24 protein-coding genes and 1 pseudogene are annotated in these 21,994 nt (G+C 64.9%); 10 read left to right on the top strand and 15 right to left on the bottom strand.

Going from position 1 to position 21,994, the window contains the following annotated elements; all coding sequences use genetic code 11:
- The first annotated feature begins 275 nt into the window (after positions 1-275).
- Positions 276-1,088 carry a MerR family transcriptional regulator gene (locus A2J02_RS04970; RefSeq protein ID WP_082898657.1) on the top strand — a complete coding sequence of 271 codons (813 nt, stop codon included), beginning with the start codon at positions 276-278 and terminating at the stop codon, positions 1,086-1,088.
- Here A2J02_RS04970 and A2J02_RS04965 read toward each other — a convergent pair whose 3' ends face one another.
- Positions 1,089-1,907, bottom strand: coding sequence for a DUF2786 domain-containing protein (locus A2J02_RS04965; protein WP_068047513.1), 819 nt, complete (start codon positions 1,905-1,907; stop codon positions 1,089-1,091). It lies immediately after the preceding gene.
- A gap of 189 nt (positions 1,908-2,096) precedes the next feature.
- On the opposite strand from A2J02_RS04965, the gene A2J02_RS04960 reads away from it, so the two are divergent.
- Genes A2J02_RS04960 through A2J02_RS28050 form a run of 4 tightly spaced genes read left to right on the top strand, consistent with a single transcriptional unit; the run spans position 2,097 to position 5,426 of the window.
- Positions 2,097-3,377, top strand: coding sequence for an ABC transporter substrate-binding protein (locus A2J02_RS04960; RefSeq protein ID WP_068047510.1), 1,281 nt, complete (start codon positions 2,097-2,099; stop codon positions 3,375-3,377).
- A gap of 14 nt (positions 3,378-3,391) precedes the next feature.
- Positions 3,392-4,438 carry a carbohydrate ABC transporter permease gene (locus tag A2J02_RS04955; RefSeq protein ID WP_176460444.1) on the top strand — a complete coding sequence of 349 codons (1,047 nt, stop codon included), beginning with the start codon at positions 3,392-3,394 and terminating at the stop codon, positions 4,436-4,438.
- Entirely contained in the window at positions 4,435-5,256 is an 822-nt protein-coding gene (locus tag A2J02_RS04950; protein WP_068047507.1) for a carbohydrate ABC transporter permease, read from the top strand. The genes A2J02_RS04955 and A2J02_RS04950 overlap by 4 nt, the downstream gene beginning before the upstream one ends.
- Positions 5,253-5,426, top strand: coding sequence for a hypothetical protein (locus tag A2J02_RS28050; RefSeq protein WP_176460445.1), 174 nt, complete (start codon positions 5,253-5,255; stop codon positions 5,424-5,426). The genes A2J02_RS04950 and A2J02_RS28050 overlap by 4 nt, the downstream gene beginning before the upstream one ends.
- Before the next feature lie 3 nt (positions 5,427-5,429).
- On the opposite strand, the gene A2J02_RS04945 is transcribed toward A2J02_RS28050, so the two are convergent.
- The 4 genes from A2J02_RS04945 to A2J02_RS04930 all read right to left on the bottom strand — a co-directional run bounded on the left by A2J02_RS04945 (position 5,430) and on the right by A2J02_RS04930 (position 7,957).
- A complete protein-coding gene (locus tag A2J02_RS04945) occupies positions 5,430-6,155 on the bottom strand; it encodes a peroxiredoxin (RefSeq protein ID WP_231893745.1) in 726 nt (241 codons plus the stop codon).
- Between the two features lie 47 nt (positions 6,156-6,202).
- Positions 6,203-6,571: a DUF5313 family protein gene (locus A2J02_RS04940; RefSeq protein ID WP_068047505.1), complete on the bottom strand. Its 369-nt coding sequence runs from the start codon at positions 6,569-6,571 to the stop codon at positions 6,203-6,205.
- An 88-nt stretch (positions 6,572-6,659) separates the two neighbouring features.
- Entirely contained in the window at positions 6,660-7,547 is an 888-nt protein-coding gene (locus A2J02_RS04935) for a LysR family transcriptional regulator (protein ID WP_068047502.1), read from the bottom strand.
- Positions 7,538-7,957: an MmcQ/YjbR family DNA-binding protein gene (locus tag A2J02_RS04930; protein WP_306437681.1), complete on the bottom strand. Its 420-nt coding sequence runs from the start codon at positions 7,955-7,957 to the stop codon at positions 7,538-7,540. The genes A2J02_RS04935 and A2J02_RS04930 overlap by 10 nt, the downstream gene beginning before the upstream one ends.
- A 108-nt stretch (positions 7,958-8,065) precedes the next feature.
- On the opposite strand from A2J02_RS04930, the gene A2J02_RS04925 reads away from it, so the two are divergent.
- Positions 8,066-8,416 (top strand): nuclear transport factor 2 family protein, encoded by a 351-nt coding sequence (locus tag A2J02_RS04925; RefSeq protein WP_068047527.1) that lies wholly within the window; start codon positions 8,066-8,068, stop codon positions 8,414-8,416.
- A 141-nt stretch (positions 8,417-8,557) separates the two neighbouring features.
- On the opposite strand, the gene A2J02_RS04920 is transcribed toward A2J02_RS04925, so the two are convergent.
- The gene (locus A2J02_RS04920) at positions 8,558-9,640 is read right to left on the bottom strand and encodes an inositol-3-phosphate synthase (protein ID WP_032396939.1); all 1,083 of its coding nucleotides are present in this window, start codon (positions 9,638-9,640) and stop codon (positions 8,558-8,560) included.
- The gene (locus tag A2J02_RS04915) at positions 9,633-10,223 is read right to left on the bottom strand and encodes a PadR family transcriptional regulator (protein WP_068047497.1); all 591 of its coding nucleotides are present in this window, start codon (positions 10,221-10,223) and stop codon (positions 9,633-9,635) included. Before A2J02_RS04915 ends, A2J02_RS04920 begins: the two co-directional genes overlap by 8 nt.
- 236 nt (positions 10,224-10,459) lie before the next feature.
- Here A2J02_RS04915 and A2J02_RS04910 point away from each other — a divergent pair, with 236 nt between their 5' ends.
- Positions 10,460-10,750, top strand: a complete 291-nt coding sequence (locus A2J02_RS04910) for a hypothetical protein (RefSeq protein WP_197477935.1) — start codon at positions 10,460-10,462, stop codon at positions 10,748-10,750.
- Positions 10,751-10,785: 35 nt separating this feature from the next.
- On the opposite strand, the gene A2J02_RS04905 is transcribed toward A2J02_RS04910, so the two are convergent.
- Positions 10,786-11,316: a GNAT family N-acetyltransferase gene (locus A2J02_RS04905; protein ID WP_068047494.1), complete on the bottom strand. Its 531-nt coding sequence runs from the start codon at positions 11,314-11,316 to the stop codon at positions 10,786-10,788.
- Between the two features lie 191 nt (positions 11,317-11,507).
- Between A2J02_RS04905 and A2J02_RS04900 the strand changes: the two genes are divergently transcribed.
- The 3 genes from A2J02_RS04900 (at position 11,508) to A2J02_RS04890 (ending at position 16,314) form a co-directional block, all read left to right on the top strand.
- Positions 11,508-11,939, top strand: coding sequence for a DUF5318 domain-containing protein (locus tag A2J02_RS04900; protein WP_170944655.1), 432 nt, complete (start codon positions 11,508-11,510; stop codon positions 11,937-11,939).
- A 702-nt stretch (positions 11,940-12,641) separates the two neighbouring features.
- Positions 12,642-14,750 carry a transglycosylase domain-containing protein gene (locus A2J02_RS04895; RefSeq protein ID WP_068047488.1) on the top strand — a complete coding sequence of 703 codons (2,109 nt, stop codon included), beginning with the start codon at positions 12,642-12,644 and terminating at the stop codon, positions 14,748-14,750.
- Positions 14,751-14,862: 112 nt separating this feature from the next.
- The gene (locus A2J02_RS04890) at positions 14,863-16,314 is read left to right on the top strand and encodes a glycosyltransferase family 87 protein (RefSeq protein ID WP_068047521.1); all 1,452 of its coding nucleotides are present in this window, start codon (positions 14,863-14,865) and stop codon (positions 16,312-16,314) included.
- On the opposite strand, the gene A2J02_RS04885 is transcribed toward A2J02_RS04890, so the two are convergent.
- From A2J02_RS04885 to A2J02_RS04855, 7 genes and pseudogenes are all read right to left on the bottom strand, one after another.
- Positions 16,289-17,521: a TerD family protein gene (locus A2J02_RS04885; protein WP_231893746.1), complete on the bottom strand. Its 1,233-nt coding sequence runs from the start codon at positions 17,519-17,521 to the stop codon at positions 16,289-16,291. The two genes, A2J02_RS04890 and A2J02_RS04885, sit on opposite strands and share 26 nt — an antisense overlap.
- Positions 17,522-17,611: 90 nt before the next feature.
- Positions 17,612-17,839: a helix-turn-helix domain-containing protein gene (locus A2J02_RS04880; RefSeq protein WP_068047485.1), complete on the bottom strand. Its 228-nt coding sequence runs from the start codon at positions 17,837-17,839 to the stop codon at positions 17,612-17,614.
- Complete coding sequence (locus A2J02_RS04875) at positions 17,839-18,438, bottom strand: DUF2975 domain-containing protein (protein WP_231893747.1); 600 nt, start codon at positions 18,436-18,438, stop codon at positions 17,839-17,841. The genes A2J02_RS04880 and A2J02_RS04875 overlap by 1 nt, the downstream gene beginning before the upstream one ends.
- 84 nt (positions 18,439-18,522) lie before the next feature.
- Complete coding sequence (locus A2J02_RS04870; protein WP_156516096.1) at positions 18,523-19,254, bottom strand: ESX secretion-associated protein EspG; 732 nt, start codon at positions 19,252-19,254, stop codon at positions 18,523-18,525.
- 17 nt (positions 19,255-19,271) lie between these two features.
- A complete protein-coding gene (locus A2J02_RS04865; protein WP_068047481.1) occupies positions 19,272-20,672 on the bottom strand; it encodes a PPE domain-containing protein in 1,401 nt (466 codons plus the stop codon).
- A gap of 39 nt (positions 20,673-20,711) precedes the next feature.
- A pseudogene (locus A2J02_RS04860) lies at positions 20,712-21,515 on the bottom strand (HAD family hydrolase).
- The coding region (locus A2J02_RS04855) for a cysteine protease StiP domain-containing protein (protein ID WP_269454866.1) at positions 21,512-21,994 on the bottom strand (483 nt) is incomplete at its 5' end. The gene A2J02_RS04855 and the pseudogene A2J02_RS04860, both read right to left, overlap by 4 nt.

The raw sequence follows: 21,994 nt of genomic DNA, 5'->3' as shown, positions 1-21,994 counted from the left end.
CCCCGTCGCCCCAGCGTCCCCCGCCCCCGAGTCCCCACCCCCGGAGTCCCCGCCGCCCCGGAGTCCCCGCAAATGCGCGCGCGTTTGTCATACGCGAGCAGATTCGTCTCCGATTCGACGCGATTCCCCGCGCACTTGGCGAATGCGCGCGCATTTGCTACCAGCCCCGGCTACACCCGAATCCCCAGCATCGAAGTTCGGCCGTGAACCGAGTGTCACCCCTGTCCCAAGGCGAGTGTTCACTCTCCCGCAGGGGGAGGGGTCAGAATGTCGATATGAACGGTTTGTTGACGATCGGTGAGTTCTCTCGGATCACGCACCTGTCGGTCAAGACGCTGCGGCGCTATCACGAGTCGGGTCTGCTCGAGCCTGCGACCGTCGACGACTACTCCGGCTATCGGTACTACGACACCGATCAGGTTGCCACGGCGCAGGTCATCAGCCGGTTCCGCACCATGCAGATGCCCGAGCGTGAGGTGCGGGCGATCATGCACACCCCGGACCCCGACGCCCGAGCCCGACTGATCACCGAACACCTCACTCGGCTCGAGCGGCAGTTGGACGACACCCGATCAGCGGTCACGGCCCTGCGGCGACTCCTCGACCCGACGCCACCGACCATCGAGGTTCGACGCATCCTCACCGAAGAGTGCTCTGTCGCAGCAATTTCCGAGATGGTCGACGCGTCCGAGGTGCTGGACTGGTACTCCGACGCGATGGCCGAGATCGACGCAGCCGTTTCCGACAACACCGGACCACCGGGTGGGTTGTACGACAACGAGTTGTTCACCGAGGGGCGCGGGGCCATGACCGTCTATGTCCCCATCGCACATACGCTCTCTCTGAACAGAATTCGGCCGATGACGCTGCAGCCGACCGAACTCGCGGTGACGGTCCATCATGGGCCCCACGACGATATCGACGTCACCTACGGCGCTCTGGGGATTTACGTGGAGACCAACGGCCTGGCCATCGCGGGGCCGGTTCGTGAGGTCTACGCCGTCGGGCCGCGCGATACGGACGATTCGACGCAGTGGCGCACGGAAATCGGATGGCCGGTGTTCGCGGCATCGCCGCGAACTCGGTAGTCAGCGACCCAACTGCCGGCTCGCGGCGTCGATTTCGGCATGACCGCCGATCTTCGCGTTTCGCCCCGCTCGATCTCCGGCCTTTCGGGCACCCTCGGAGTAGCCGGCGTTCGCGCTCTGGCCGCGCCAGTGTCCGCGCGCGGTCGAGGTCTGTCGATAGTAGTCGCGCAGTTCGATCTCCTTGTTGCGCAACACAAGCGCCGTACCAGCGCCCTGCTGCTCCTGTGCGATGGCCTTCGCCTCGGTGTCCTTCTTCACGTCACCGAGTCGTTGACCGATGCGCGACGCGAATGCGGTCTGGAAGTTGAGCCGCGCCGTCACCGCAGCGACCGGCACTTCCTCGCGCCGGGTGTAGCGTCGGCGATTCTTGATCGCGGTGACGGTACGGATGGCCGTCTCGGATTTGTAGGCACCGGACTTGATGTACGCGTCGGAGGCTCGCACCATCTGGATCAGCAGCGAGGAGTAGAGGGCTTCGGTGGTCTCGATGTCGGAGTCGAAACCGTAGGCGAACACCTGCGTCGACGATCGGGACACATCGCATTGGACGTCGTTGGCGTGTGCGATGGACACGAACAGGTGCACGTAGGTCTTGAGTCCACGCTTGCCCGGTTCTCCGATGGGGATCACCTTCTGGCTGGGTGTCGCCTGCCGTTCCCGTGACGCGCTGTGCGAACGAGCCACTGCCAGATCGACCGACGCCGACGTGGCCAGACGCTGAGCTGCCTCCATGAAGGCCTCGGCCTCGTGTGGATTGTCGGTGGACTCGGCCTGGCGCAGCAGCCCGCCGATCCGCGTCAGCATCTTGTCCGAACTCATGAGCGAAAGGCTACCGGCCCCTTACGACACGTCCTGGTTGACCGATTCAGGAACGCGATAACGACCACTGCGCGGTGCGATGTGTGCCACAGTACCCATCGACATATGTGTCGGGGGGAGCATCACAGCGAGATTCTGCGTGCCCATCTCCGGGCACATACCACCGCGTAGAAGTAAGTGGAGAGAACAATGGCGTCTTTGATCACGAAGGTGGCGGTGGTTGCAACGGCAGCCACGCTGCTGACGCTCACCGGATGTTCGAGCGACAGCGGTTCGGGCGGCGATTCGGGTGCTGCATCCGAAAATGCCGACGGCCGTGGACCTATCACCTATGTAGAGGGCCAGGACGCCACCGAGACCGGTGTCGTCCAGCAGATCATCTCGGAGTGGAACTCCAGCCACCCCGACGAGCAGGTCACCTTCAAGGAGCAGTCCGCCGACGCCGATCAGGCCCACGACGACTTCGTCCAGCAGCTGCAGGCTCAGCAGAGCGACTACGACGTGATGGCACTCGACGTCGTCTGGACCGCCGAGTTCGCGGCCAAGGGCTGGCTCGTGCCGCTCGAGGGCGAATTCGCGCTCGACAACGGAGGCGTTCTGCCCGCAACCGTCGCCAGCGCGACCTACAACGGCACGCAGTACGCCGCACCGAAGAACACCAACGGTGGACTGCTCTACTACCGCAGTGATCTGCTCCCCGAGGCGCCCACCACCTGGGCCGAGCTCACCGAGGACTGCCAGGTCGCCCGGGACAACAACATCGACTGCTACGCCGGGCAATTCGCCCCGTACGAAGGTCTGACGGCCAACGCGTCGGAGATCATCAATGCGCACGGCGGATCCATCGTGGCCGAGGACGGCAAGACCCCCACCGTCGACAGCCCGGAGGCGAGGGCAGGACTGCAGACCCTCGTCACCGCGTTCGAGACCGGCGTCATTCCCGCTCAGGACACCACGTTCAAGGAGTCCGAGAGCCAGCAGGCATTCCAGGACGGTCAGACCTTGTTCCTGCGCAACTGGCCGTACGTCTACGGCACCGCGGCCGAGGAAGGATCGACTGTGGCCGGAAAGTACTCGGTCGCACCGCTTCCCGGAGTCACCGGAGTCGGCACCTCGACGCTCGGCGGATACAACGCCGCGATCAGCGCGTACTCCGAGAACAAGGCCACCGCTGCCGACTTCCTGCGATTCCTGCAGGGCGAGCAGGCTCAGCGCATCATCGCCGAGGGTGCACTGCCGCCCGTGCTCGCATCGCTGTACGACGACCCCGCACTGATCGCCGCGATGCCGTACCTTCCCGCACTGAAGGAATCCATCGAGAATGCAGTTCCGCGTCCCGTGACCCCGTTCTACCCGGCCGTATCGAAGGCCGTGCAGGACAACGTGTCTGCCGCGATCAAGGGTGAGAAGAACGTCGACCAGGCGATCACGGACATGCAGGCCGGCATCGAAACCGCCGGCGCCAACTGATTTCGGGAGAACCAATGGCTGTACCTGCTGGTGTGACCAGTGGGGCCGGCGCAACCACCGCGGCCGGGGGCTCGTCCCCCGGCCGCGGTCGGCATGTGCGGTCCAAGAACAAGCGCTTCGGCCTGACGCCTGGTCGGGCCTGGCTGCTGATCGCACCGACGCTGGTGATCCTCGCGATCGTCATCGTCTACCCGGTCGTTCGAGCTCTGGTGATGTCGTTCTCCAAGGATCCCGGTCTCGATCCGGCCACCGGCATGTTCGTCTCCGGCGGCTCTGCGGGTTTCGCCAATTACACGCATTGGATACTGCAGCAATGCACGTCGGCGTCGGGCACGCTGGTGCCCTGCCCGCCGGGAACTCTCGGTTCTCAGTTCTGGGGCGCGGTCGGCAACACCGCGTTCTTCACCGTCGTGACGGTGTCCATCGAGGTGGTCATCGGCTTCGCCATGGCCGTGATCATGGGCAAGACCTTCGCCGGACGGGCCCTGCTGCGCGCCGCGATCCTGATCCCGTGGGCCATCCCGACGGCGGTGACGGCCAAGCTCTGGTACTTCATCTTCGCGTACGACGGTATCGCCAATCGCATTCTGGGAACGAACATTCTGTGGACCGGTGACGCGTGGCCGGCGCGTTTCGCGGTCATCATCGCCGATGTCTGGAAGACGACGCCGTTCATGGCTCTGCTGATCCTGGCCGGGCTACAGATGATCCCGGCGGACGTCTACGAGGCAGCTCGCGTCGACGGCGCGTCGGCGTGGCAGCGTTTCACCAAGATCACGCTGCCACTGGTCAAGCCCGCGCTGATGGTCGCAATTCTGTTCCGCACCATGGACGCGCTGCGGATGTACGACCTTCCCGCCATCCTCACCGAAGGCAATCCCGCCACGCGAACCATCTCGATCCTGGTGGTGGAGCAGATCCGGCAGGGATTCAACAGCGCTGCGGCACTGTCGACCATCTCGTTCGTCATGATCTTCGTAGTGGCGTTCATTTTGGTCAAGTTCCTCGGTGCCAATGCCGTTGCCACGCAGGACACTCAGCGTAAGGGGGCCGGCCGATGAAGCAGGCCCGCATCTATCTCGGCGTCGTCGTCATTCTCGTCTGGGGGCTGGCACCGTTCTACTGGATGGTCGTCACCGCGTTCCGCGACCCGCGCTACACCTTCGACACGACGCCGTGGCCGACGCATGTCACGTGGGAAAATTTCGAAAATGCCCTGTCGACCGCGAACGGCAACAACTTTCTGCGGGCGGTGGGCAACAGCCTCATCGTCGGCGGCGCGACCACGCTGATCGCACTGACCATCGGCATCTTCACTGCATATGCACTCTCGCGCATCGACTTTCGCTTCAAATACGTGGTGACGGGCATCATCCTGGGTGCCTCGATGTTCCCGGTCGTCGCGCTGGTCACCCCGCTGTTCCAGTTCTTCACCAACATCGGATGGATCGGCAGCTATCAGGCCATGATCATCCCGAACATCTCGTTCGTACTGCCATTGACGATCTACACGCTGGCGGCGTTCTTCGCCGAATTGCCCTGGGAGCTCGAAGAAGCCGCCCGGATCGACGGCGCCGGACGCTTCCAGGCCTTCCGATTGGTGATGCTTCCACTTGCCGCACCTGCCCTGTTCACCACCGCCATCCTCGCGTTCATCGCAGCGGTGAACGAGTACCTGCTGGCGAGTCAGCTCTCGAGTGACAGCACCGAGCCGGTGACCGTGGCCATCGCGCGGTTCACCGGCAACGATCCGCTCGTGGTGCCGTATGCGGCAATCATGGCCGCCGGGACCATCGTGGCCATCCCGCTGGTGATCATGGTGCTGCTGTTCCAACGCCGCATCATCTCGGGCTTGACCGCAGGCGGCGTCAAGTCGTGACGGCACAGGATCATCTGCAGCTGCTGGCGGGCATTCTGGGATTCTTCGCGCTGGTGGCGCTCGGGTTCGCTGTCGCCGGGATCATCGGAGGTGATCCCGGCGTACTGCCGTCGCTGGCGCTGCTGGGTCTGCTTGTCGCACTGTGGTTCACCGTCAAGAAGATTCGCTGACTCTCAGCGTGCGCGGATGGCACCTTCGATGTCTTCTGCACTGATCGACCGTGTGCAGAAGAACCAATCCTGGCATTCCACGTCGGAATCGGCACCGTCCATTCGGTCCGCGGCAGTACCGCACGAACCGGCCGGTGGCACGATGACCGGGTCGCCCGGGCGCCAATCTGCCGGCGTCGCAACGTCGAATGCGTCTGCGGTCTGCAGTGCCTTGATCAGACGCAGGATCTCGTCGAAGTTCCGACCGGTGCTCAGCGGGTAGTAGATGACTGCGCGCACCACACTCTTCGGGTCCACGACGAACACCGCCCGCACTGCCTTCGACGAGCTCTCGCCGGGCATGATCATGCCGTACGCCCGGGCGATGTCCATCGAGATGTCCTCGACCAGAGGAAATTTGACCTCGACACCGGACATCCCGTTGAAACTGATCTTGTCCTTGATCGTGCGCAACCACGCTATATGGCTGTACAGACCATCGATCGACAGTCCGACCAATTCGGTGTTGTAGTCACGCAATTCGTTTGCCATCGAGGCAAAGGTGATGAACTCACTGGTGCAGACGGGTGTGAAATCTGCGGGGTGCGAGAAAAAAATGACCCAATTTCCGCGGTAGTCGGCGGGAAAATCGATGGGCCCTTGCGTGGTGACTGCGGTGAACGACGGCGCGCGGTCTCCGATTCGTGGCATTCCGACGTCGGTCGCGGGCTCTGTCTGGGTGCTGGTCATGGGTTCCTCGTCCTGTGCTGTTCTCGGTCGGGTATCGGGTGTGGTGGTCACGGGTGCCTGTAGTTGGCCTCGTAGGTCTTGCGGTCGCGTTCCGCACTGGGCGTAGCGCGTGGAATCGAGGCTGCGTCGATCCCGTGTTGCCCGAGCCGGAACGCGCGATAGATCAGATGCAGTGCGGAGGCGAAGTAGACGACCGGGACGAAGATCAGCATCATCATCAGACCCGCAATCCAGTTCGGCCCTGGAAACAGGAGGAACAGCAAGAGCACGGCGGCCAGTGGAACGAGGAATCGGGCCAGATAGCGCGGAGTGGATCCACGTCCGGTCAGGTCGTGGAGGACCCAATCCCGTAGGTCGTCCGGGAGGACGCCGCCGACGTCGTAGCGAAGACGCTGACCGAAGGTGGGAGTTTTCATGTCTTCGACCGTAGGTTCGCATCGGCACCGGGCGCTGGGGTAGGAAGTCCCGACCTGTGCGCCGAACGACTCCGGTTATCGATCCGGTTCAGATCGCGGTGGAACCGAAGGCATCCAGCGTCATCGAGACCAACCTCGCCGACGCGGCGTTCGGTTTCGGGGTCCAGACGAGAGCCAACAGCGCTGCTGTGGTCGAGTCCGCCAGCTCCACCACAGTCAGTCGATCGCCGTAGGTATCGAGCATCGATGCGCTCAGAATTGCCACCCCTAGGCCGCGTGCAGCGAGGTCGGCGACTGCGTCGGGAGCGCTGGCCTGCAACGGGATCGACGGCGGCAGCCCCGCTCCGGCGCAGTCACGGTCGAACACCGCCCGCACTCCGGTACCCACGGGAAGCGAGACGACCGGGTAGTGATTCACCTGAGCCAACGTCGCCCGCTCGAGCGATGCCAACGGATGGTTCGGTGACACGGCCGCGCAGATTCGTTCCTCGATGATCACCATCGATTCCAGTCCGTCGGGGGCCCGAGCCGCGACGCCGACCAGTGCGAGATCCAGTTCCCCTGAGCGCACATCGGCTACCAGACGATCCGAATTACCCTCCTGCAGAGCAAGTTCGACACCAGGATACGCCGAACGGAAGCGGGCCAACGCGTCGAACAGTTGTGGGACGGTGCACGCGGTCACCATGCCGATCCGGACGGATCCACGTAGAAGTCCGGCAACATCGTCGACGGATTGCCGAACCGAGTCGGCGGCGGCCAGAGTCGCACGGGCGTGTGCCAGCGCGGCCTGGCCTGCGGTGGTCAATGTTGCTGTACCGCCGGATCTGTCGATCAATTCGGCACCGAGTTCTCGTTCGAGCGCGCGGATCTGGGCGCTGACGCCGGATTGGCTGATGTGAACTCGGGCAGCGGCGCGGGTGAAGTTCGCTTCCTCGGCCACGGCGACGAAGTACTCCAGCTGCCTCAGTTCCACTGCTGAACATCCAGATTCGGACCCTCACCGGCATCGAGTCTGGCGACGTTGCGCTTCGGGGCAGTCACGCGGTAGCTGCAGTCGATCAGTTCGGCGGCCTCGGCCCAGACGTCGTCGTCGGCGTCGGAGAGGTCGAATCCCACCCAGCCGGCCGGTCCGAGGTAGGCGGGGTGGAAGTACCGGGGTTCGAGCTCGCAGGCACGCTGTTCCTCGGCGCTCTCGCATTTGACCAGGATCGAGAGGTCGTGTTGGTCGCCGCCTTTGACGCCACCGCCGAAGTACACGAAGACCGAGGACGTGCGGAAGGTAGGCCGTCCGTGGGAGATCTTCTCGGACACCTCGGGATAGGCGAAGGCCAGCGCGCGGACGCGTTCGAGGACCGGATGCTTGGACGTGGGATCGATGGCCACCAGCACACGATAGCTCGCTAGCTTCAGCTGCGGCTATGAGTAGAACTTCTGATGGTCATCGGAAGCAACTGTTGGACTTCTGACCCGGTGCGCTCGAGACTCGAGGTCATGACACGGACACCGAAAGAAGTTGCCGCAACCTACTTCGAGGCCTGGAAAAGCAAAGATTTCGACACCCTGGCGTCGATCCTGCACGAGGACGCGACATTCCGGGGACCACTGGGCACAGCGGCCAACGGCGCGGAATGTGTGGCGGGATTGAAAGGAATGTCGGAGATCGTCACCGACATCGATATCACCCACGTCTTCGTGGACGGCCCCAACGTACTGACGTGGTTCGATCTGCACACGTCGATCGCCTCCCCGGCAAGCACCGCCAATTGGCAGCGAATCGAGGACGGAACAATCAGGGAAATCCGGGTGACATTCGATCCACGAGAAATCACCGCGGCCGGATAGACGAACGCCCACCGGTCCACTCGATGTGACATTCAGTGACCTTTTCGGGGGTCAATGTCACATCGAGTGGACTGGCGGGCGGGGGCAGTGGCGCGGATGAGTGCCGTCGCAGGCACTCAGTCACACCACTGTCGCAGGCATTTATGCGTCGATGATGAACGCTTCCAGTTGCTCGCGAGCGACGTCGTCGGCCAGCTGCTTCGGCGGGCTCTTCATCAGGTAGGCCGAAGCCGGGATGACCGGTCCACCGATTCCGCGGTCCTTGGCGATTTTCGCGGCGCGGACTGCGTCGATGATGACTCCTGCGGAGTTGGGCGAGTCCCACACTTCGAGCTTGTACTCGAGGCTCAGGGGAACGTCACCGAAGGCGCGGCCTTCGAGGCGGACGTAGGCCCACTTGCGGTCGTCGAGCCAGCCGACGTGGTCGGACGGTCCGATGTGGACGTCCTTGGCGTTGAATTCCTTCTGCAGGTTCGACGTGACGGCCTGGGTCTTGGAGATCTTCTTCGACTCGAGGCGGGTGCGCTCGAGCATGTTGAGGAAGTCCATGTTGCCGCCGACGTTGAGCTGCATGGTGCGGTCGAGCTGCACGCCGCGGTCTTCGAAGAGCTTGGCCATGACGCGGTGGGTGATGGTGGCACCGACCTGGCTCTTGATGTCGTCGCCGACGATGGGGACGCCTGCGTCCTCGAACTTCTTGGCCCAGACGGGGTCCGAGGCGATGAAGACGGGCAGCGCGTTGACGAAGGCGACGCCTGCGTCGATGGCGGCCTGTGCGTAGAACTTGTCGGCTTCTTCGGATCCGACGGGGAGGTAGGACACGAGCACGTCCACCTTGGCGTCGCGCAGGGCCTGCGCTACGTCGACGGCGTCGCCGTCGGCCTCGGTGATGGTCTCGCGGTAGTACTTGCCGAGGCCGTCGAGGGTCGGTCCGCGGAGGACGTGGACGTCCTTCGGGGGTACGTCGGCGATCTTGATGGTGTTGTTCTCGCTGGAGAAGATGGCCTCGGAGAGATCGAAGCCGACCTTCTTGGCGTCCACGTCGAACGCGGCGACGAACTCGACGTCGCGGACGTGGTACTTGCCGAACATGACGTGCATGAGGCCGGGGACGGTGGCGTTCTCGTCCGCGTCCTTGTAGTACTCGACACCCTGGACCAGGGATGAGGCGCAGTTGCCCACACCCACAATGGCCACGCGGATTGCGTTGTTGTTCTCACCCATGGTCGGGTTCTCCTTCTGTCTTGACTGTCCTGTTTGGTGCTGTGCGGGACGGTGCTGGGTTGGGGTCGGCCTGCTCGGCTGCGATGACTTCGTTGAGCCAGCGCACCTCGCGTTCGCTCGATTCGAGACCGAGCTGATGTAGCTGCCGGGTGTAGCGGTCGAGTGTCCCGTTCGCCTTGGCCACAGCGTCGCGGAGGCCTTCTCGGCGCTCCTCGACCTGGCGACGTCTGCCTTCGAGAATGCGGACTCGAGCTTCCGCGGGAGTCCGACTGAAGAAGGCAAGATGTACGCCGAATCCGTCGTCGGTGTAGTTCTGCGGTCCGGTGTCGGCCACCAGTTCGGCAAATCGTTCCCTGCCGAGCGGGGTGAGCTGATACACCCGTTTTGCTCGTCTCTTCACGAGCAAGTCGGGACCGGCGTCCTCGGCGATGAGACCGTCGGTTTGTAGTCGACGGAGTGCCGGGTACAGCGATCCGTACGAAAACGCTCGAAAAGCTCCGAGCAGGCCGGTCAGCCGCTTGCGGAGCTCGTAACCGTGCATGGGTGATTCGAGAAGCAGTCCGAGAATTGCGAGCTCGAGCATGCAACTCCCCCTTCTCGAATCCAACGATCACATCATGACGATGCGATTGACCGCACTATCGAAGAATGTATCGCGCCGATACATATTCTGACAACTCGGCCGTGCACGTATCGTGCGACACATGACCCCGGTCGACGCGCTTCTCGCCGCCGCGGCCCTCCACCTGGGCTTTCAGATGGTGGTGACCGGCGTCGTCTATCCGGCGCTGGCGGAGGTTCCGGACGAAGACTGGTCGCGTGCCCACGACGCACTCGCGTCGGATAACCCTCGTCGTCGGGCCGGTCTACGGACTGCTCGCTGCTGCGTGTCTGTGGGTGTTGGTGTCCGGGCCGATCGATGCGGTTGTCTTGACGAGCATCGGCGGCGCGGCGGTCTCGGCGTCGGCGACTGCCTTCGTGGCTGCCCCCACCCATGGCGAACTGGGGCGTGCGGGACGCAACGAACACCTGATGAGTCGGCTGCGATCGGCGGACCGCGTACGTCTCTGCGGTGCAGTGGTGTGTGCGTTTTTTGCACTGTCGGCGTGACCGAGCGCGGGTGAACGTGCACGTGGCCAGTCGGCTCAGCGAGACGGTGCCACCATCAGCACGGCATCGACTCGATACTCGCCCCACTGCTGCGCAGACGTCCCGATCTGTTGCCACCCTCGCCTGCGGTAGAAGCCGAGGGCGGCGCTACTCGGCTCGACGAGCAGAACCGCCACGCGCCCTGCATCGCGCGCAGCATCGATCGCGTGTGCAAGCAGAGTCGTTCCACTGCCCGGTACGGAACCGTCGGTGACCAAGCGCGACACCACAGCGAGTCGATCAGCAGCCACCCCCGTTGCTCGCCGCCACTGCGCGCTTGCGTCGTCCGCGCCGGGATCGGTTCCCGGTGCTGCCGTCGAGTGCAGCGCGACATGGCCGACGACGGCGTCGTCGGACTCGGCCACCCAGGCCGCGAGTTCGTTCGGTGGGGCAAGCCAGTCGGCTCGCACCGCCGCTGCGCGCACGGGATAACGGTGTAATTCGTGCGCACGTTGCAGGATGGGCAGGAGAGTGGTCAGGTCGCCGTGTCGTCGGGGGCGCACGTGGATGCCCGATGTGGCCGACATGCGAGCAAGTGTAGGGACCGGAGCTCACACCGAATCGACGTCGGTGCGATCTGCGTCTCTCGCCTGCGTCGAGGGGCAGACCGCGTCGGCACAGGTGGAGCGGAGTTTCCGAGGGCCGAAATGGGCCCTGCTCGCCGTCGAGGCGGGGTTCGCAGGTCCGCATCGGAGGGGCCGCACGTACTCTGGTCCTCGTGCGACTTCAGCGACAGGTGGTGGACTACGCCCTTCAGCGTCGGTCGCTGCTGGCCGAGGTGTACTCCGGAAGGACGGGCGTCGCAGCGGTCTGTGATGCGGATCCGTACCTTCTTCGCGCCGCCAAGTTCCACGGACGTGGCAGCGATGTGGTGTGCCCCATCTGCCGCAAGGAGCAGCTCACGCTGGTGTCCTGGGTGTTCGGTGAGAAGCTCGGGGCACTGTCCGGGTCGGCGAGAACGGCGGACGAACTCGTCCGTCTCGCGGCGACCCAGGAGGAGTTCTCGGTCCACGTGGTCGAGGTGTGTAGGTCGTGCAGTTGGAACCACCTCGTCCAGTCCTATGTCCTCGGGGCCGTCCCCGCGCCCAAGCAACCCCGTCGTCCGCGATCGGGTTCCCGTCAACCGAACCGTCGAACAGCGAGTGAGTGACACAATCGCTCAGCTGATCCCATCCACCGAGAATTCGACGCGGCCGCCGAAATTACTGGAGATTCGTACGTGAGTTCCCCCTACGACAACAATCCGGGTAGCAACGAACCGGGCCGTAGCGACTCCGGACGGCGTCCCGACGTGCCCGGGCCGCCGCGCGGCAGCCGGCATTCCGACCCACCCGGGCGTCGCCCGGTACCCCCTCCCGGCCAGCGTCCGATGCCGCCGCAGGGCCGTCCCCCGATGCCTCCGCCCGGCCAGCGACCGGTACCCCCTCCCGGCCAGCGACCGGGACCTCCTCCCGGTCAGCGTCCGATGCCGCCGCAGGGTCGTCCTCCCATGCCTCCTCCCGGCCAGCGACCCGGTCCCCCTTCCGGTCAGCGTCCGATGCCCCCGCAGGGCCGCCCTCCCATGCCCCCGCAGGGCCGGCCCGTTCAGGGCAGACCGCCGGTGGATCCGGTGAGTGGACGTCCCGCGGGCGAGCGTCCCTACGGCGAACGTCGGTACGGAGAGCCGCCCATCGCGCCTCCAGTGCGATCCGCCGCCCCGACGGGCGTGACTCGGTCCGGCGCTGTGCCACCACCCCACGAACCGAACGATCCATCAGTTCTCTCCTCGGGCAGCGAACCGCCCGAGCCGCCCGAAAGAGGTCCCGCCGCGAAAACGAAGAAGAAGTCCAAGTGGCGGGTCGTTCGACGCACGATGTATGCGTTGATCGCCCTGGGTCTGATCGTGCCGATCCTGGCGTTCATGGTGGCCTACACCGTCGAGGACGTGCCGCGTCCCGGCGACATCAGAACCAACCAGGTCGCCACGATCTTCGCGGCCGACGGCTCGAGTGTGCTCGGCAAGGTGGTGCCACCCGAGGGCAACCGCACCGACGTGACGATCGATCAGATCCCGGAGCACGTGCGCAACGCCGTTCTCTCGGCCGAGGATCGCGACTTCTACTCCAATCCGGGATTCTCGGTGACCGGTTTCGGCCGGGCTCTGCGTGACAACGTGCTCGGACGCGACAGTGCCGGCGGTGGCTCGACCATCACCCAGCAGTACGTCAAGAACGCGCTGGTCGGTAACGATCGGACGCTGACCCGAAAGATGCGTGAGCTCGTCATCTCCTCGAAGATGGCGCGGCAGTGGTCCAAGGACGACATTCTCGCGGCGTACCTGAACACCATCTACTTCGGTCGCGGTGCCTACGGCATCGCCGCCGCGTCGACGGCGTACTTCGGCAAGTCCGTCGACCAGCTGTCGGTGGAGGAGGGTGCCGTTCTCGCCTCCGTCATCCAGCAACCCTCCAATCTCGATCCCGAGTTCAACCCCACCGGCGCGCAAGCGCGTTGGGACTACGTGCTCGACGGCATGGTCTCCCAGGGTCAGCTCGATGCGACCCAGCGGGCGTCGATGATGTTCCCGGCGGTGGTCCCGAGCGCGCAGGTCGACACCGGTGATGCTCAGGATGCCGGGCCGGACGGCTTGATCAAGGCCCAGGTGCTGCGAGAGTTGTCGGCGGTGGGTATCAGTGACCAGGACCTCAATACCGAGGGGTTGCAGATCACCACGACCATCGACCCGAACGCTCAGGCGGCCGCGGTCGAGGCCGTGAACAGCAACATGGAGGGCGAGCCCTCGGAGCTGCGGACGGCGTCGGTGTCGATCGATCCACGCACCGGCGCGGTTCGCTCGTACTACGGCGGTGCGGACGGTCGAGGATTCGACTTCGCCCAGTCCGGCTTGCAGACCGGATCCTCGTTCAAGGTGTTCGGTCTTGCCGCCGCGCTGGATCAGGGCATTCCGCTGTCGAAGATGTACGACAGCTCCCCGCTCGACGTCAACGGCATCGAGATCAGCAATGTCGAGGGCGCTTCCTGTGGAACGTGCACCATCGCCGAGGCGCTGAAGCGTTCACTGAACACCAGCTTCTACCGGATGATGCTCAGCATGGACAACGGTCCGCAGGCCATCGCGGACATGGCACACACGCTCGGCATCCCGCAGGAGATCGAGGGCGTCGGGCCCACCCTCACCGAGCCCGACAACGCGGGCCCCAACTACGGAGTCGTGCTCGGCCAGTACCAGTCTCGCGTCATCGACATGGCTTCTGCCTACGCGACACTGGCTGCGTCCGGCGTCTATCACACTCCGCACTTCGTGCAGAAGGTCGTCACCGCCGACGGCACCGTGCTGCTCGACCGGGCTCCCGAAGCCGGCCAACAGGTCGTCTCGGCTGCGGTTGCGGACAACGTGACCTCGGCGATGCGTCCGATCGCCGGCTACTCCAACGGTCACAACCTCGCCGGCGGTCGCCAGTCGGCAGCCAAAACCGGTACCGCTCAGCTCGGAGACACCGGTCAGAACAAGGATGCCTGGATGGTCGGCTACACGCCGTCGCTGTCCACTGCCGTCTGGGTGGGCACCGAGCAGGGTCTGCCGCTCGAGAACAGTTACGGCGGACCGATCTACGGATCGGGCCTACCGTCGGACATCTGGAAAGACACGATGGACGGCACGTTGGACGGCACCTCGAACGAGACCTTCCCGACGCCCGAGGCCATCGCGGGTCAGGCCGGTGTGCCGCAGTACTCGGCACCCGCTCCGGCGACGACGGTGGCACCATCGACAGCTCCGCCGCAGGTGACCCTGCCGATTCCGACGGAGATCTCGCCGCCGGTCGTCATCACTCCGCGGCAGGTCGAGATTCTGCCCGGCGTGACGATCCCGCTTCCCGGACTGGCACCGGCGCAGCCTGCGGAACCCGAACCGGCGGCACCCGAACCGGCAGCGCCCGAACCGGCAGCGCCCGGGCAGTAGCGACGCGGCGGTGACGACCGAACCCGACCGCAAGGGTCGAGCCGTGGCGAGCCCCGGTCGCCTCGATTCGGCGAGCGCTGCGGACCGCGATCTACCCAGTCGTACCGACCCGATGACCGAGGAATTGTCCTCGGTCATCGGCGGTCCGGTCGGCAAGCACGCGGTCATCGGTCGGCAGCGCTGGTTCACTGCGCTCCGGGTGATTCTGCTGCTCGCGGTGGTCTTTCTCTGCTTCGGTTGGTTCGCCAAGGCCGCGTGTATCCAACAGGCACCGGTGGGACCGGGCGGTGAGCTCGGACTCGATTGGAGCGGTAGTCGTCAGTACGTGGCGATGTGTTACTCCGATACCGTGCCGCTGTACGGGGCGGAGCGACTCGATCAAGGTGCGTTCCCGTACAAGAAGTCCTGGGAAGAGACCAAGGCCGACGGGTCGAGTCAGATTCGGTACATGGAGTACCCGGTGCTCGCCGGGCTCTACCAATACGGCTCGATGGTCGTCGGAAAGGCATGGAACTCACTGAGTTTCCTGCCGCAGGCGTTGCCGGTCGTCGTCTACTTCAACGTGGTTGCCCTGGGATTGGCCGTCGCCTGGTTGGTCACCGTGTGGGCCACCGCCATAGCCGCCGGACGCCGCATCTGGGACGCGGCCCTCGTGGCGGCTTCGCCTCTGGTGATCGTGCACGGATTCACCAATTTCGACGCTCTCGCAACGGCTTTCGCGCTCACCGGTTTGCTGGCATGGGCCAAGAAGAAGCCGGTGCTGGCCGGAGTTCTGATCGGTCTCGGCGGTGCCACCAAGCTCTATCCCCTGCTGTTCCTCGGGCCCCTGCTGGTGCTGTGCTGGCGCACCGGAAAGATGCGCGAGTGGGGCATCACCGCCGGTGCGGCGATCGGTGCCTGGTTGGCGGTCAATCTTCCACTGGCGCTGCTGTATCCGTCGGGATGGTACGAGTTCTTCCGGCTCAATTCCGAGCGCGGCGCGGACCCGGATTCTCTGTACAACGTCGTCACCTCGTTCACCGGTTGGACCGGTTTCGACGGTCCCCTGTACCCGGGCGACAAACCGTTGGTTCTCAATGCCGTGACGCTCGTGTTGTTCGCCATCGTGTGTGCGCTGATCGCGTACATCGGCACGACGGCACCGACGCGGCCGCGGCTCGCGCAGCTGGTGTTCCTGGTGGTGGCCGGGTTCCTGCTCACCAACAAGGTGTGGAGTCCGCAGTACTCGCTGTGGCTGGTTCCGCTGGCCGTACTGGCGTTGCCACATCGTCGAATCCTGTTGGCGTGGATGACGATCGACGCCTTCGTCTGGTTCCCGCGGATGTACTACTACCTGGGTGTGGAGAACAAGGGTCTACCCGAACAGTGGTTCACCGCGACCGTCGTGGTGCGCGATGTCGCCGTGATCGGATTGTGCGCGTTGATCGTTCGGCAGATCTACCGTCCGGCGGAGGATCTCATTCGAAACGGCAGCGCCGTCGACCCGCTCGGTGGCGTGCTCGACGGCGCTGCAGATCGGACGACTACTGCCCGCAAGGTCACATATAGCGGCCGAGCTGTTTGACGGCTTCACCGGCATGCTTGGCCTGGATACCGTCGCCGATGGCCTGGAGCTTCCATTCGCTGCCCTGGCGGTACACCTTCGCCATCACCAGACCGGTGAACGGCATGCCGCCCTGCAGGGTGAAGCGGGCCAGTTCGGTGTTGGTGGTGTTGTCGACGAGACGGCAGAATGCGTTCGCGACCTGCTCGAACGTCTGACCGCGGTACGACGTGACCGTGAAGATGATGCCGGTCACGTGCTTGGGTACCCGCGTCAGGTCGACCACGATCACCTCGTCGTCGCCCTCGCCTTCGCCGGTGAGGTTGTCACCCTGGTGCACGATCGAGCCGTCCTTGGCATTGAGCTGCCCGTAGTAGACGACATCGTTGACGTTGCGGTCGGCGAGCATGATCGCCGACGCGTCCAGGTCGATGTTCGCAGCTCGGCCGCCGCCGCCGAAGAATCCGCCCTTCTTCGGAGTGGTCACCGGGTCCCAGCCGAGACCCATCCGGATGACCGTCAGCGCCACGCCGCCGTCCTTGCGGAGGGTGACCTTCTGGCCTTTCGTGAGGCTGACGGGCTTGGACTTGGTGAGGCTGACTTCCGGAGCCTCGGTGGGGACCGGGGCGGCGGGCGGTGCCGGCGGGGCAGCGGGCGGCGGTGGAGTGACGGGAGCGGGAGGAGGTGTCGGTGCGGCAGGTGTCGGAGCAGGGGCGTCGTCCACGGACACACCGTGATCGGTCACCAGGGCGGCGAACCCGCCCGCGTAGCCCTGCCCGACGGCTCGCACCTTCCAACTTCCCTGACGGCGGTAGATCTCCAGCGCGATCACGATGGACTCCGAGCTGAGGCCATCGATTGTGTACTCGTACAACACATTTCCGGCTGTATCGCTCACCCGCGCCACGGGGGCGGTGGATCGCCCGAAGTTGCTCGACGCGTCGTCGAGGGTGATGACCGCGCGGATCTGCTCGATGTCGGCGGGCACTGCAGCGAGCGACACGGCGAGCCGGGCCGGTCCGCCCTGGCCGGGCTCGAGGCGAACACCGGGGCCGGTGGGCTGGTTGAAGAACACGAAGTCGGCGTCGGTGCGTACTTTTCCGGCGTCGGTGACCAGTAGCGCGGACAGGTCCGCAGGTACGGCCAGCGAGATGGAGACGACGACGTCACCGACGGTGAGGGGGCCGTTCTGACCCTTGGACAACGGTTGACCGGCCGGAGCAGACAATGTGATGGACTCTCTCTCGTAGTGCTGGTTACCGTCATCCAATGTACTTGTTCGATTTGTCCGACTGGTGTGGCTGCGATCGGGCGGACGTCAGATCTCGCGGAGGGTGAACAGGTCGCCGGGTGTGCAGCCGAGGACGCGACAGACTGCGGTGAGCGTCGAGAATCGGATGGCCTTGGCGCGGTCGTTCTTGAGCACCGACAGATTGACGACGCTGACCCCGGCGAGACGCGAGAGTTCCGCGAGAGTCATACCGCGGGCGTCGAGAATCTCGCCCAGATGACAGACGACGAGATGGTCGACGAACTCTTCCGCCATCAGACCAGACCATCGGCATCGCGAGCGAGCTTGGAGCCTTGCCGGAGAACTGCGTAGACGAATTGCAGGACCAGAGCGACGATCAAGGCCAGCCAGACCGAGCCGAAGCTTCGTGCAGTATCGGTGACCTCGGTTGTTTCGAGTGCGGCCTGAATGGCGTTGGTACTCATCACCCGAAGCCCTCCGGTGATGACCGGGTACAGGACCAGGCAGGCAGCAACCACGACCAGGTCGATGCTGGCACCGACGCTGAACGGGGTCTCCTTGATGACATTGTCGAAGAATCGGTACGCGAAGAAGATTCCCACCAGGATGAGGATTCCGCCGGCCACGATCTCGCCGTACCTCATGAAGTCGATCATCCCGATGAGCCGCTGGACGTCGCTTTTGGGGACACTGAGCTCGATGACGTTGCCTGGCTGCAACTGTCCGCCGAACAGGTCGAGCGTCGGCGACTCCTCCATAGGCGTGACGGTTGCGCTGACGTGGTCCGAGGAGCGGTATTCCCACATCTTCCGACCGGTCCAGATCACAGCTGCCGCCGCATAGAAGGCCATCGTCCATTTGTTCGCCCGTGCCGAGCCCACTCCGTATACCATCCCGCCGCCTCCATATCGATAGTCGATAACAACGAATATCGATAACCTATCGAAAATCGATACGGTGTCAAGAGTGGGCCGTCCTCACCGCCTCAGCGCCAGTGCCACGTGCCGTCCGATCTCCGACGCCAGGCCGGCAGTATCGGCGGGCGCGATGTCGATCGTTTCCGCGGAGTGGACGATGTACCGGCCGTCGTGTTCGAAGTCCATCCAGAAGAACGAGACGGCATCGGTGTCGCGGCGGTTGTCGTAGGTCGGGCCGCGCGCGACGATGATCTCGCCGACTGCAGACCGCGGGCGGTCGAAGAACGACCGGAACCGCTCGTCCGCCGTCGCACCCCGGGTTGCGGTGGACAGATGCGACCCACCCGAAGTCGTTGCAGCAGTGACGCGTTCGAGTCGCTCGGCCGGTCGACGGCCTGCAGCGATGTTCGGTACGGATCCGAGAACGACGGCTGGGGCATGGGCCGGGCCGGTCAGTTCGACGGTGACGACACCGTCGGAGGAGGCGTCGGGCCCGGGCTCTCGAGTGAGCACCGCGGCAGTGTCGTGGCGAATCGCCGCGTGGCTGCGCACGATGTCGTGACGAGAATCGGTTGTCTCGCCGCGACATTCGATGCGAACGATCGGGTCGACGACGGTCCGAACGGCTGCGCCGAGCTTCTCGTCCATCATCGCGTCGATCCTCGCCGACGCCTCGCTCCGCAACTGTCGGAGTTCGTCCACGGTCGCGACGTCGATGGTGACCGCCAGGGGGTAAGGCAGTCGGTCGCGTCCGAATCGACTGCACAGCATCACGAAGTCGATGCCGGGCATGGTCCATTTCGTCACCGTCAGCCGCCGAGTACCGGAGGTGCGACCAGGGGTAGATCGCCGATCAGCTCGCTGCCGTTGCTCACATCGACCAGGTAGCCGGGAACGGCGTGCTCTCCGTCGTTGTCGCCGGCTCCCCGTGCGCCTGCTGCGCCCATGGCACCCATTCCCGGCATGCCGTGTGCTCCCGCGCGGCCGGCCGACGCCGCAGCTGCACTGCCCGCACCGCTGCCGCCCGCCCCGCTGCCGCCCGCACCGATCCCGCCCGTGCCGCCGCCGATCGGAGAGCCGAGAATCGAGCCGCCGTAACCCGATCCGGTACCGGAACTGCCCCCGGATCCGGACCCGTATCCCGCACCGCCGCCGTAGCTGGAACCATTGGATCCTGCGAAGCCGCTGCCGCCCGGTCCTGTTCCGCCGAACCCCCCGCCGGGACCTGCGCCGACCCCGGAACCCGCACCACTGCCGGAAGCACCCGGCCCGGTAGCCGCTGCGGCACGAGTTTCACCGGAGTGGTCGGCCGGAAGCAGGGAACCCGAACCGCTCGACCCTGGCTGCTCCGACGCAGCACTACCGCTCCGACCCGCTTCGGCAGCCCCAGTGCCGCCGGCCTGCGCCTGCGCTGCCCTGTCAGCCCCACCCTCGGCACCGGAGCCGCCGGGCGAAGTCGACCCGATACCCCCATCTCCGCCCCCGGCAGAACCAAACTGTCCCCAGCTGCCGTCGGAACCGCCACCGTCAACGACCGGGTTGTGCGCTGCCGGTAGCACCGGGACCTCGGAATCGGACTGCAATACCCCTGGTACGTAGACCGAGCGCATGATTCGCCGTGCTTCCTCCTGCTGCTCCTCTCGGGCCGACACCACCTCCTTCGCGGCGAAGGGAATGGGCAGCAGGGAATCGATCAAGCTGTTTTCGGCTCCCGCAACCACCGGCGGCATCCTCGACTTCGTCTGCGTGAAACCGGAGTGCGCCTCGAGCAACTTGTTGCTGATCAGACTCATGGAGGTGGACAGCGCGTTCGCAGACGAGACGTAGTCGCCCACACCGCCGCGGACGGCGTCGGCTGTAGGTCCCGACCAGCCCGACGTCATGGCCGCCTCGATGCCGGACCGGAAGCCGTCGGATCCGCTGTTCGCGGCAGCGGACAAGTCGTTCCAGTTCTTGGACGATTCCCCGATGGTTTCGGTACCCAGCGATTTCACCATGGCCACGATCTGCTCGTGCGGCATCACCTCGAACGCCTCCGTGATGACCACTTCGGCCGGCTCGAACTCGCCGCGGTAGTCGAGGGCGACGTTCGCCTTCTCGAATGCCGCATTCAGAACGGAGCCGAGAAATTCGGGGCCGATCGGCGTCACGAACGCACTGGTGACGATGTTGTCGATCGTCGCTGCGAGTTCCTCGTACGGATCCGTCATGCCCACCCCTTGCCCTACGTCTGCCTCCCCGACGAACAGTTAGACGCGGCGCACGGCGGTTCGGTTCCGCAGCCATTCGAGAATTTCCTCGCTGGCCCGGACACCGGAGGAGTCGGTGACGGTCAACCCGGGTCGAGTGAATCCGAGCAGCTCCAGTTCGCCGTGCCGCGGACGGATCGCGGCGTCGGCCGCGATGAGCATCTCGGCGTCGAGTGCACCGTCACCTGCGGCGAGGACTCGGGCATCGGCGTCGAGGGTGCCGTCCTGTATCAGCCTGCTCCGAACCTCGGCCACCGCAGAGCTCTTGCACACCGCGTTGGGCATCGTTTAGATCTTGCGCCCCTGTTGCGAGACGTTCCACTCCCGAGCGGCGCACCACTGCGACCACTCCGCGACGAAGCCCTCGGGCACGGCCGCCGTGTTCACCACCAGGTAGCAGAACAGGCCGTCGGCCTCGCGGTACTTGAGGACCCAGTCCTCGGAGACCCTCGATCTCAACTCGGCACCGATGCCGGCCAGGTTCAACTCGAACCCGTTGCGCCAGTGCATGTCCGGCTCGCCGTCGACAAGAATGTTGCCGCCGTTGCTGGTGATGGCGTACCGCCACGGGGCACCCGGGAGTGCGATCCGCTGAAACTGCTCGATGGTACGTGTCGTGGTCGGCACGACCACAACATTCTCGCTCAACTCGCGCAGCAGAGAGATCGAACGAGAAGACATGTACGACAACGGCTTTCCCTCGTACAGCTCCACGCACTCGACCGAATCGTCCAGGGGCACACCGAGTGCGCCCTCGGAGAAGATCATCGTGCGGTCGAGATCCACCGCGACGAGAGCGCTCACGACGCGTCCCCACTCGACACGTTCTTGATCAGCCCCATGCACGAATATGCGAGGTCGGGAACCACATCCACCGGCACTCCCCTGGCCGCAGCGAGCATCCTGATGTGTTCGTGCTCGGGTGCATCGGCCTCGCGCACCAGTACTCGCCACGGGACACGACGCAGCAGCACCCGAGTGGTTTCGCCGACGCCGGGTTTGACGAAATTGACGTGCGAGATGCCGTACTCCTCGCGGACCTTCTCCACCGATGCCCAGCCGGACCACGTGGGTGTGCGGTCGGAGCCGAGAACCGCTGCTACCGAGGCATCGACCTCGTCCCGGACGTCCTCGAAACAGGCTGCGACGGTGTCGAGCAGGTGACGCGAGACGTCGTCGGGGGCGAGATCGGCGTAGTACTTCGCGCCGTGGAAGTCCCCGGGGCGAATCAGACTGTCGTTGAGCACGGTTCGTGAAACCAGGCCCGACACAGTCGAGTTCAG

This window comes from Rhodococcus sp. EPR-147, assembly GCF_001647185.1.
Classification (GTDB): Bacteria; Actinomycetota; Actinomycetes; order Mycobacteriales; family Mycobacteriaceae; genus Rhodococcoides.
This window is presented reverse-complemented; position numbering and strand designations above follow the sequence as displayed.

Excerpts from the sequence above, each read along its gene's own strand:
- A2J02_RS04875 (WP_231893747.1), bottom strand. The coding sequence starts at position 18,438 with ATGGTATACGGAGTGGGCTCGGCACGGGCGAACAAATGGACGATGGCC.
- A2J02_RS04965 (WP_068047513.1), bottom strand. The coding sequence starts at position 1,907 with ATGAGTTCGGACAAGATGCTGACGCGGATCGGCGGGCTGCTGCGCCAG.
- A2J02_RS04960 (WP_068047510.1), top strand. The coding sequence starts at position 2,097 with ATGGCGTCTTTGATCACGAAGGTGGCGGTGGTTGCAACGGCAGCCACG.
- A2J02_RS04905 (WP_068047494.1), bottom strand. The coding sequence starts at position 11,316 with ATGTCGGCCACATCGGGCATCCACGTGCGCCCCCGACGACACGGCGAC.
- A2J02_RS04955 (WP_176460444.1), top strand. The coding sequence starts at position 3,392 with ATGGCTGTACCTGCTGGTGTGACCAGTGGGGCCGGCGCAACCACCGCG.
- A2J02_RS04915 (WP_068047497.1), bottom strand. The coding sequence starts at position 10,223 with ATGCTCGAGCTCGCAATTCTCGGACTGCTTCTCGAATCACCCATGCAC.
- A2J02_RS04940 (WP_068047505.1), bottom strand. The coding sequence starts at position 6,571 with ATGAAAACTCCCACCTTCGGTCAGCGTCTTCGCTACGACGTCGGCGGC.
- A2J02_RS04950 (WP_068047507.1), top strand. The coding sequence starts at position 4,435 with ATGAAGCAGGCCCGCATCTATCTCGGCGTCGTCGTCATTCTCGTCTGG.
- A2J02_RS04945 (WP_231893745.1), bottom strand. The coding sequence starts at position 6,155 with ATGACCAGCACCCAGACAGAGCCCGCGACCGACGTCGGAATGCCACGA.
- A2J02_RS04895 (WP_068047488.1), top strand. The coding sequence starts at position 12,642 with ATGTATGCGTTGATCGCCCTGGGTCTGATCGTGCCGATCCTGGCGTTC.
- A2J02_RS04880 (WP_068047485.1), bottom strand. The coding sequence starts at position 17,839 with ATGGCGGAAGAGTTCGTCGACCATCTCGTCGTCTGTCATCTGGGCGAG.
- A2J02_RS04920 (WP_032396939.1), bottom strand. The coding sequence starts at position 9,640 with ATGGGTGAGAACAACAACGCAATCCGCGTGGCCATTGTGGGTGTGGGC.
- A2J02_RS04970 (WP_082898657.1), top strand. The coding sequence starts at position 276 with ATGAACGGTTTGTTGACGATCGGTGAGTTCTCTCGGATCACGCACCTG.
- A2J02_RS04890 (WP_068047521.1), top strand. The coding sequence starts at position 14,863 with ATGACCGAGGAATTGTCCTCGGTCATCGGCGGTCCGGTCGGCAAGCAC.
- A2J02_RS04870 (WP_156516096.1), bottom strand. The coding sequence starts at position 19,254 with ATGCCCGGCATCGACTTCGTGATGCTGTGCAGTCGATTCGGACGCGAC.
- A2J02_RS04865 (WP_068047481.1), bottom strand. The coding sequence starts at position 20,672 with ATGACGGATCCGTACGAGGAACTCGCAGCGACGATCGACAACATCGTC.
- A2J02_RS04925 (WP_068047527.1), top strand. The coding sequence starts at position 8,066 with ATGACACGGACACCGAAAGAAGTTGCCGCAACCTACTTCGAGGCCTGG.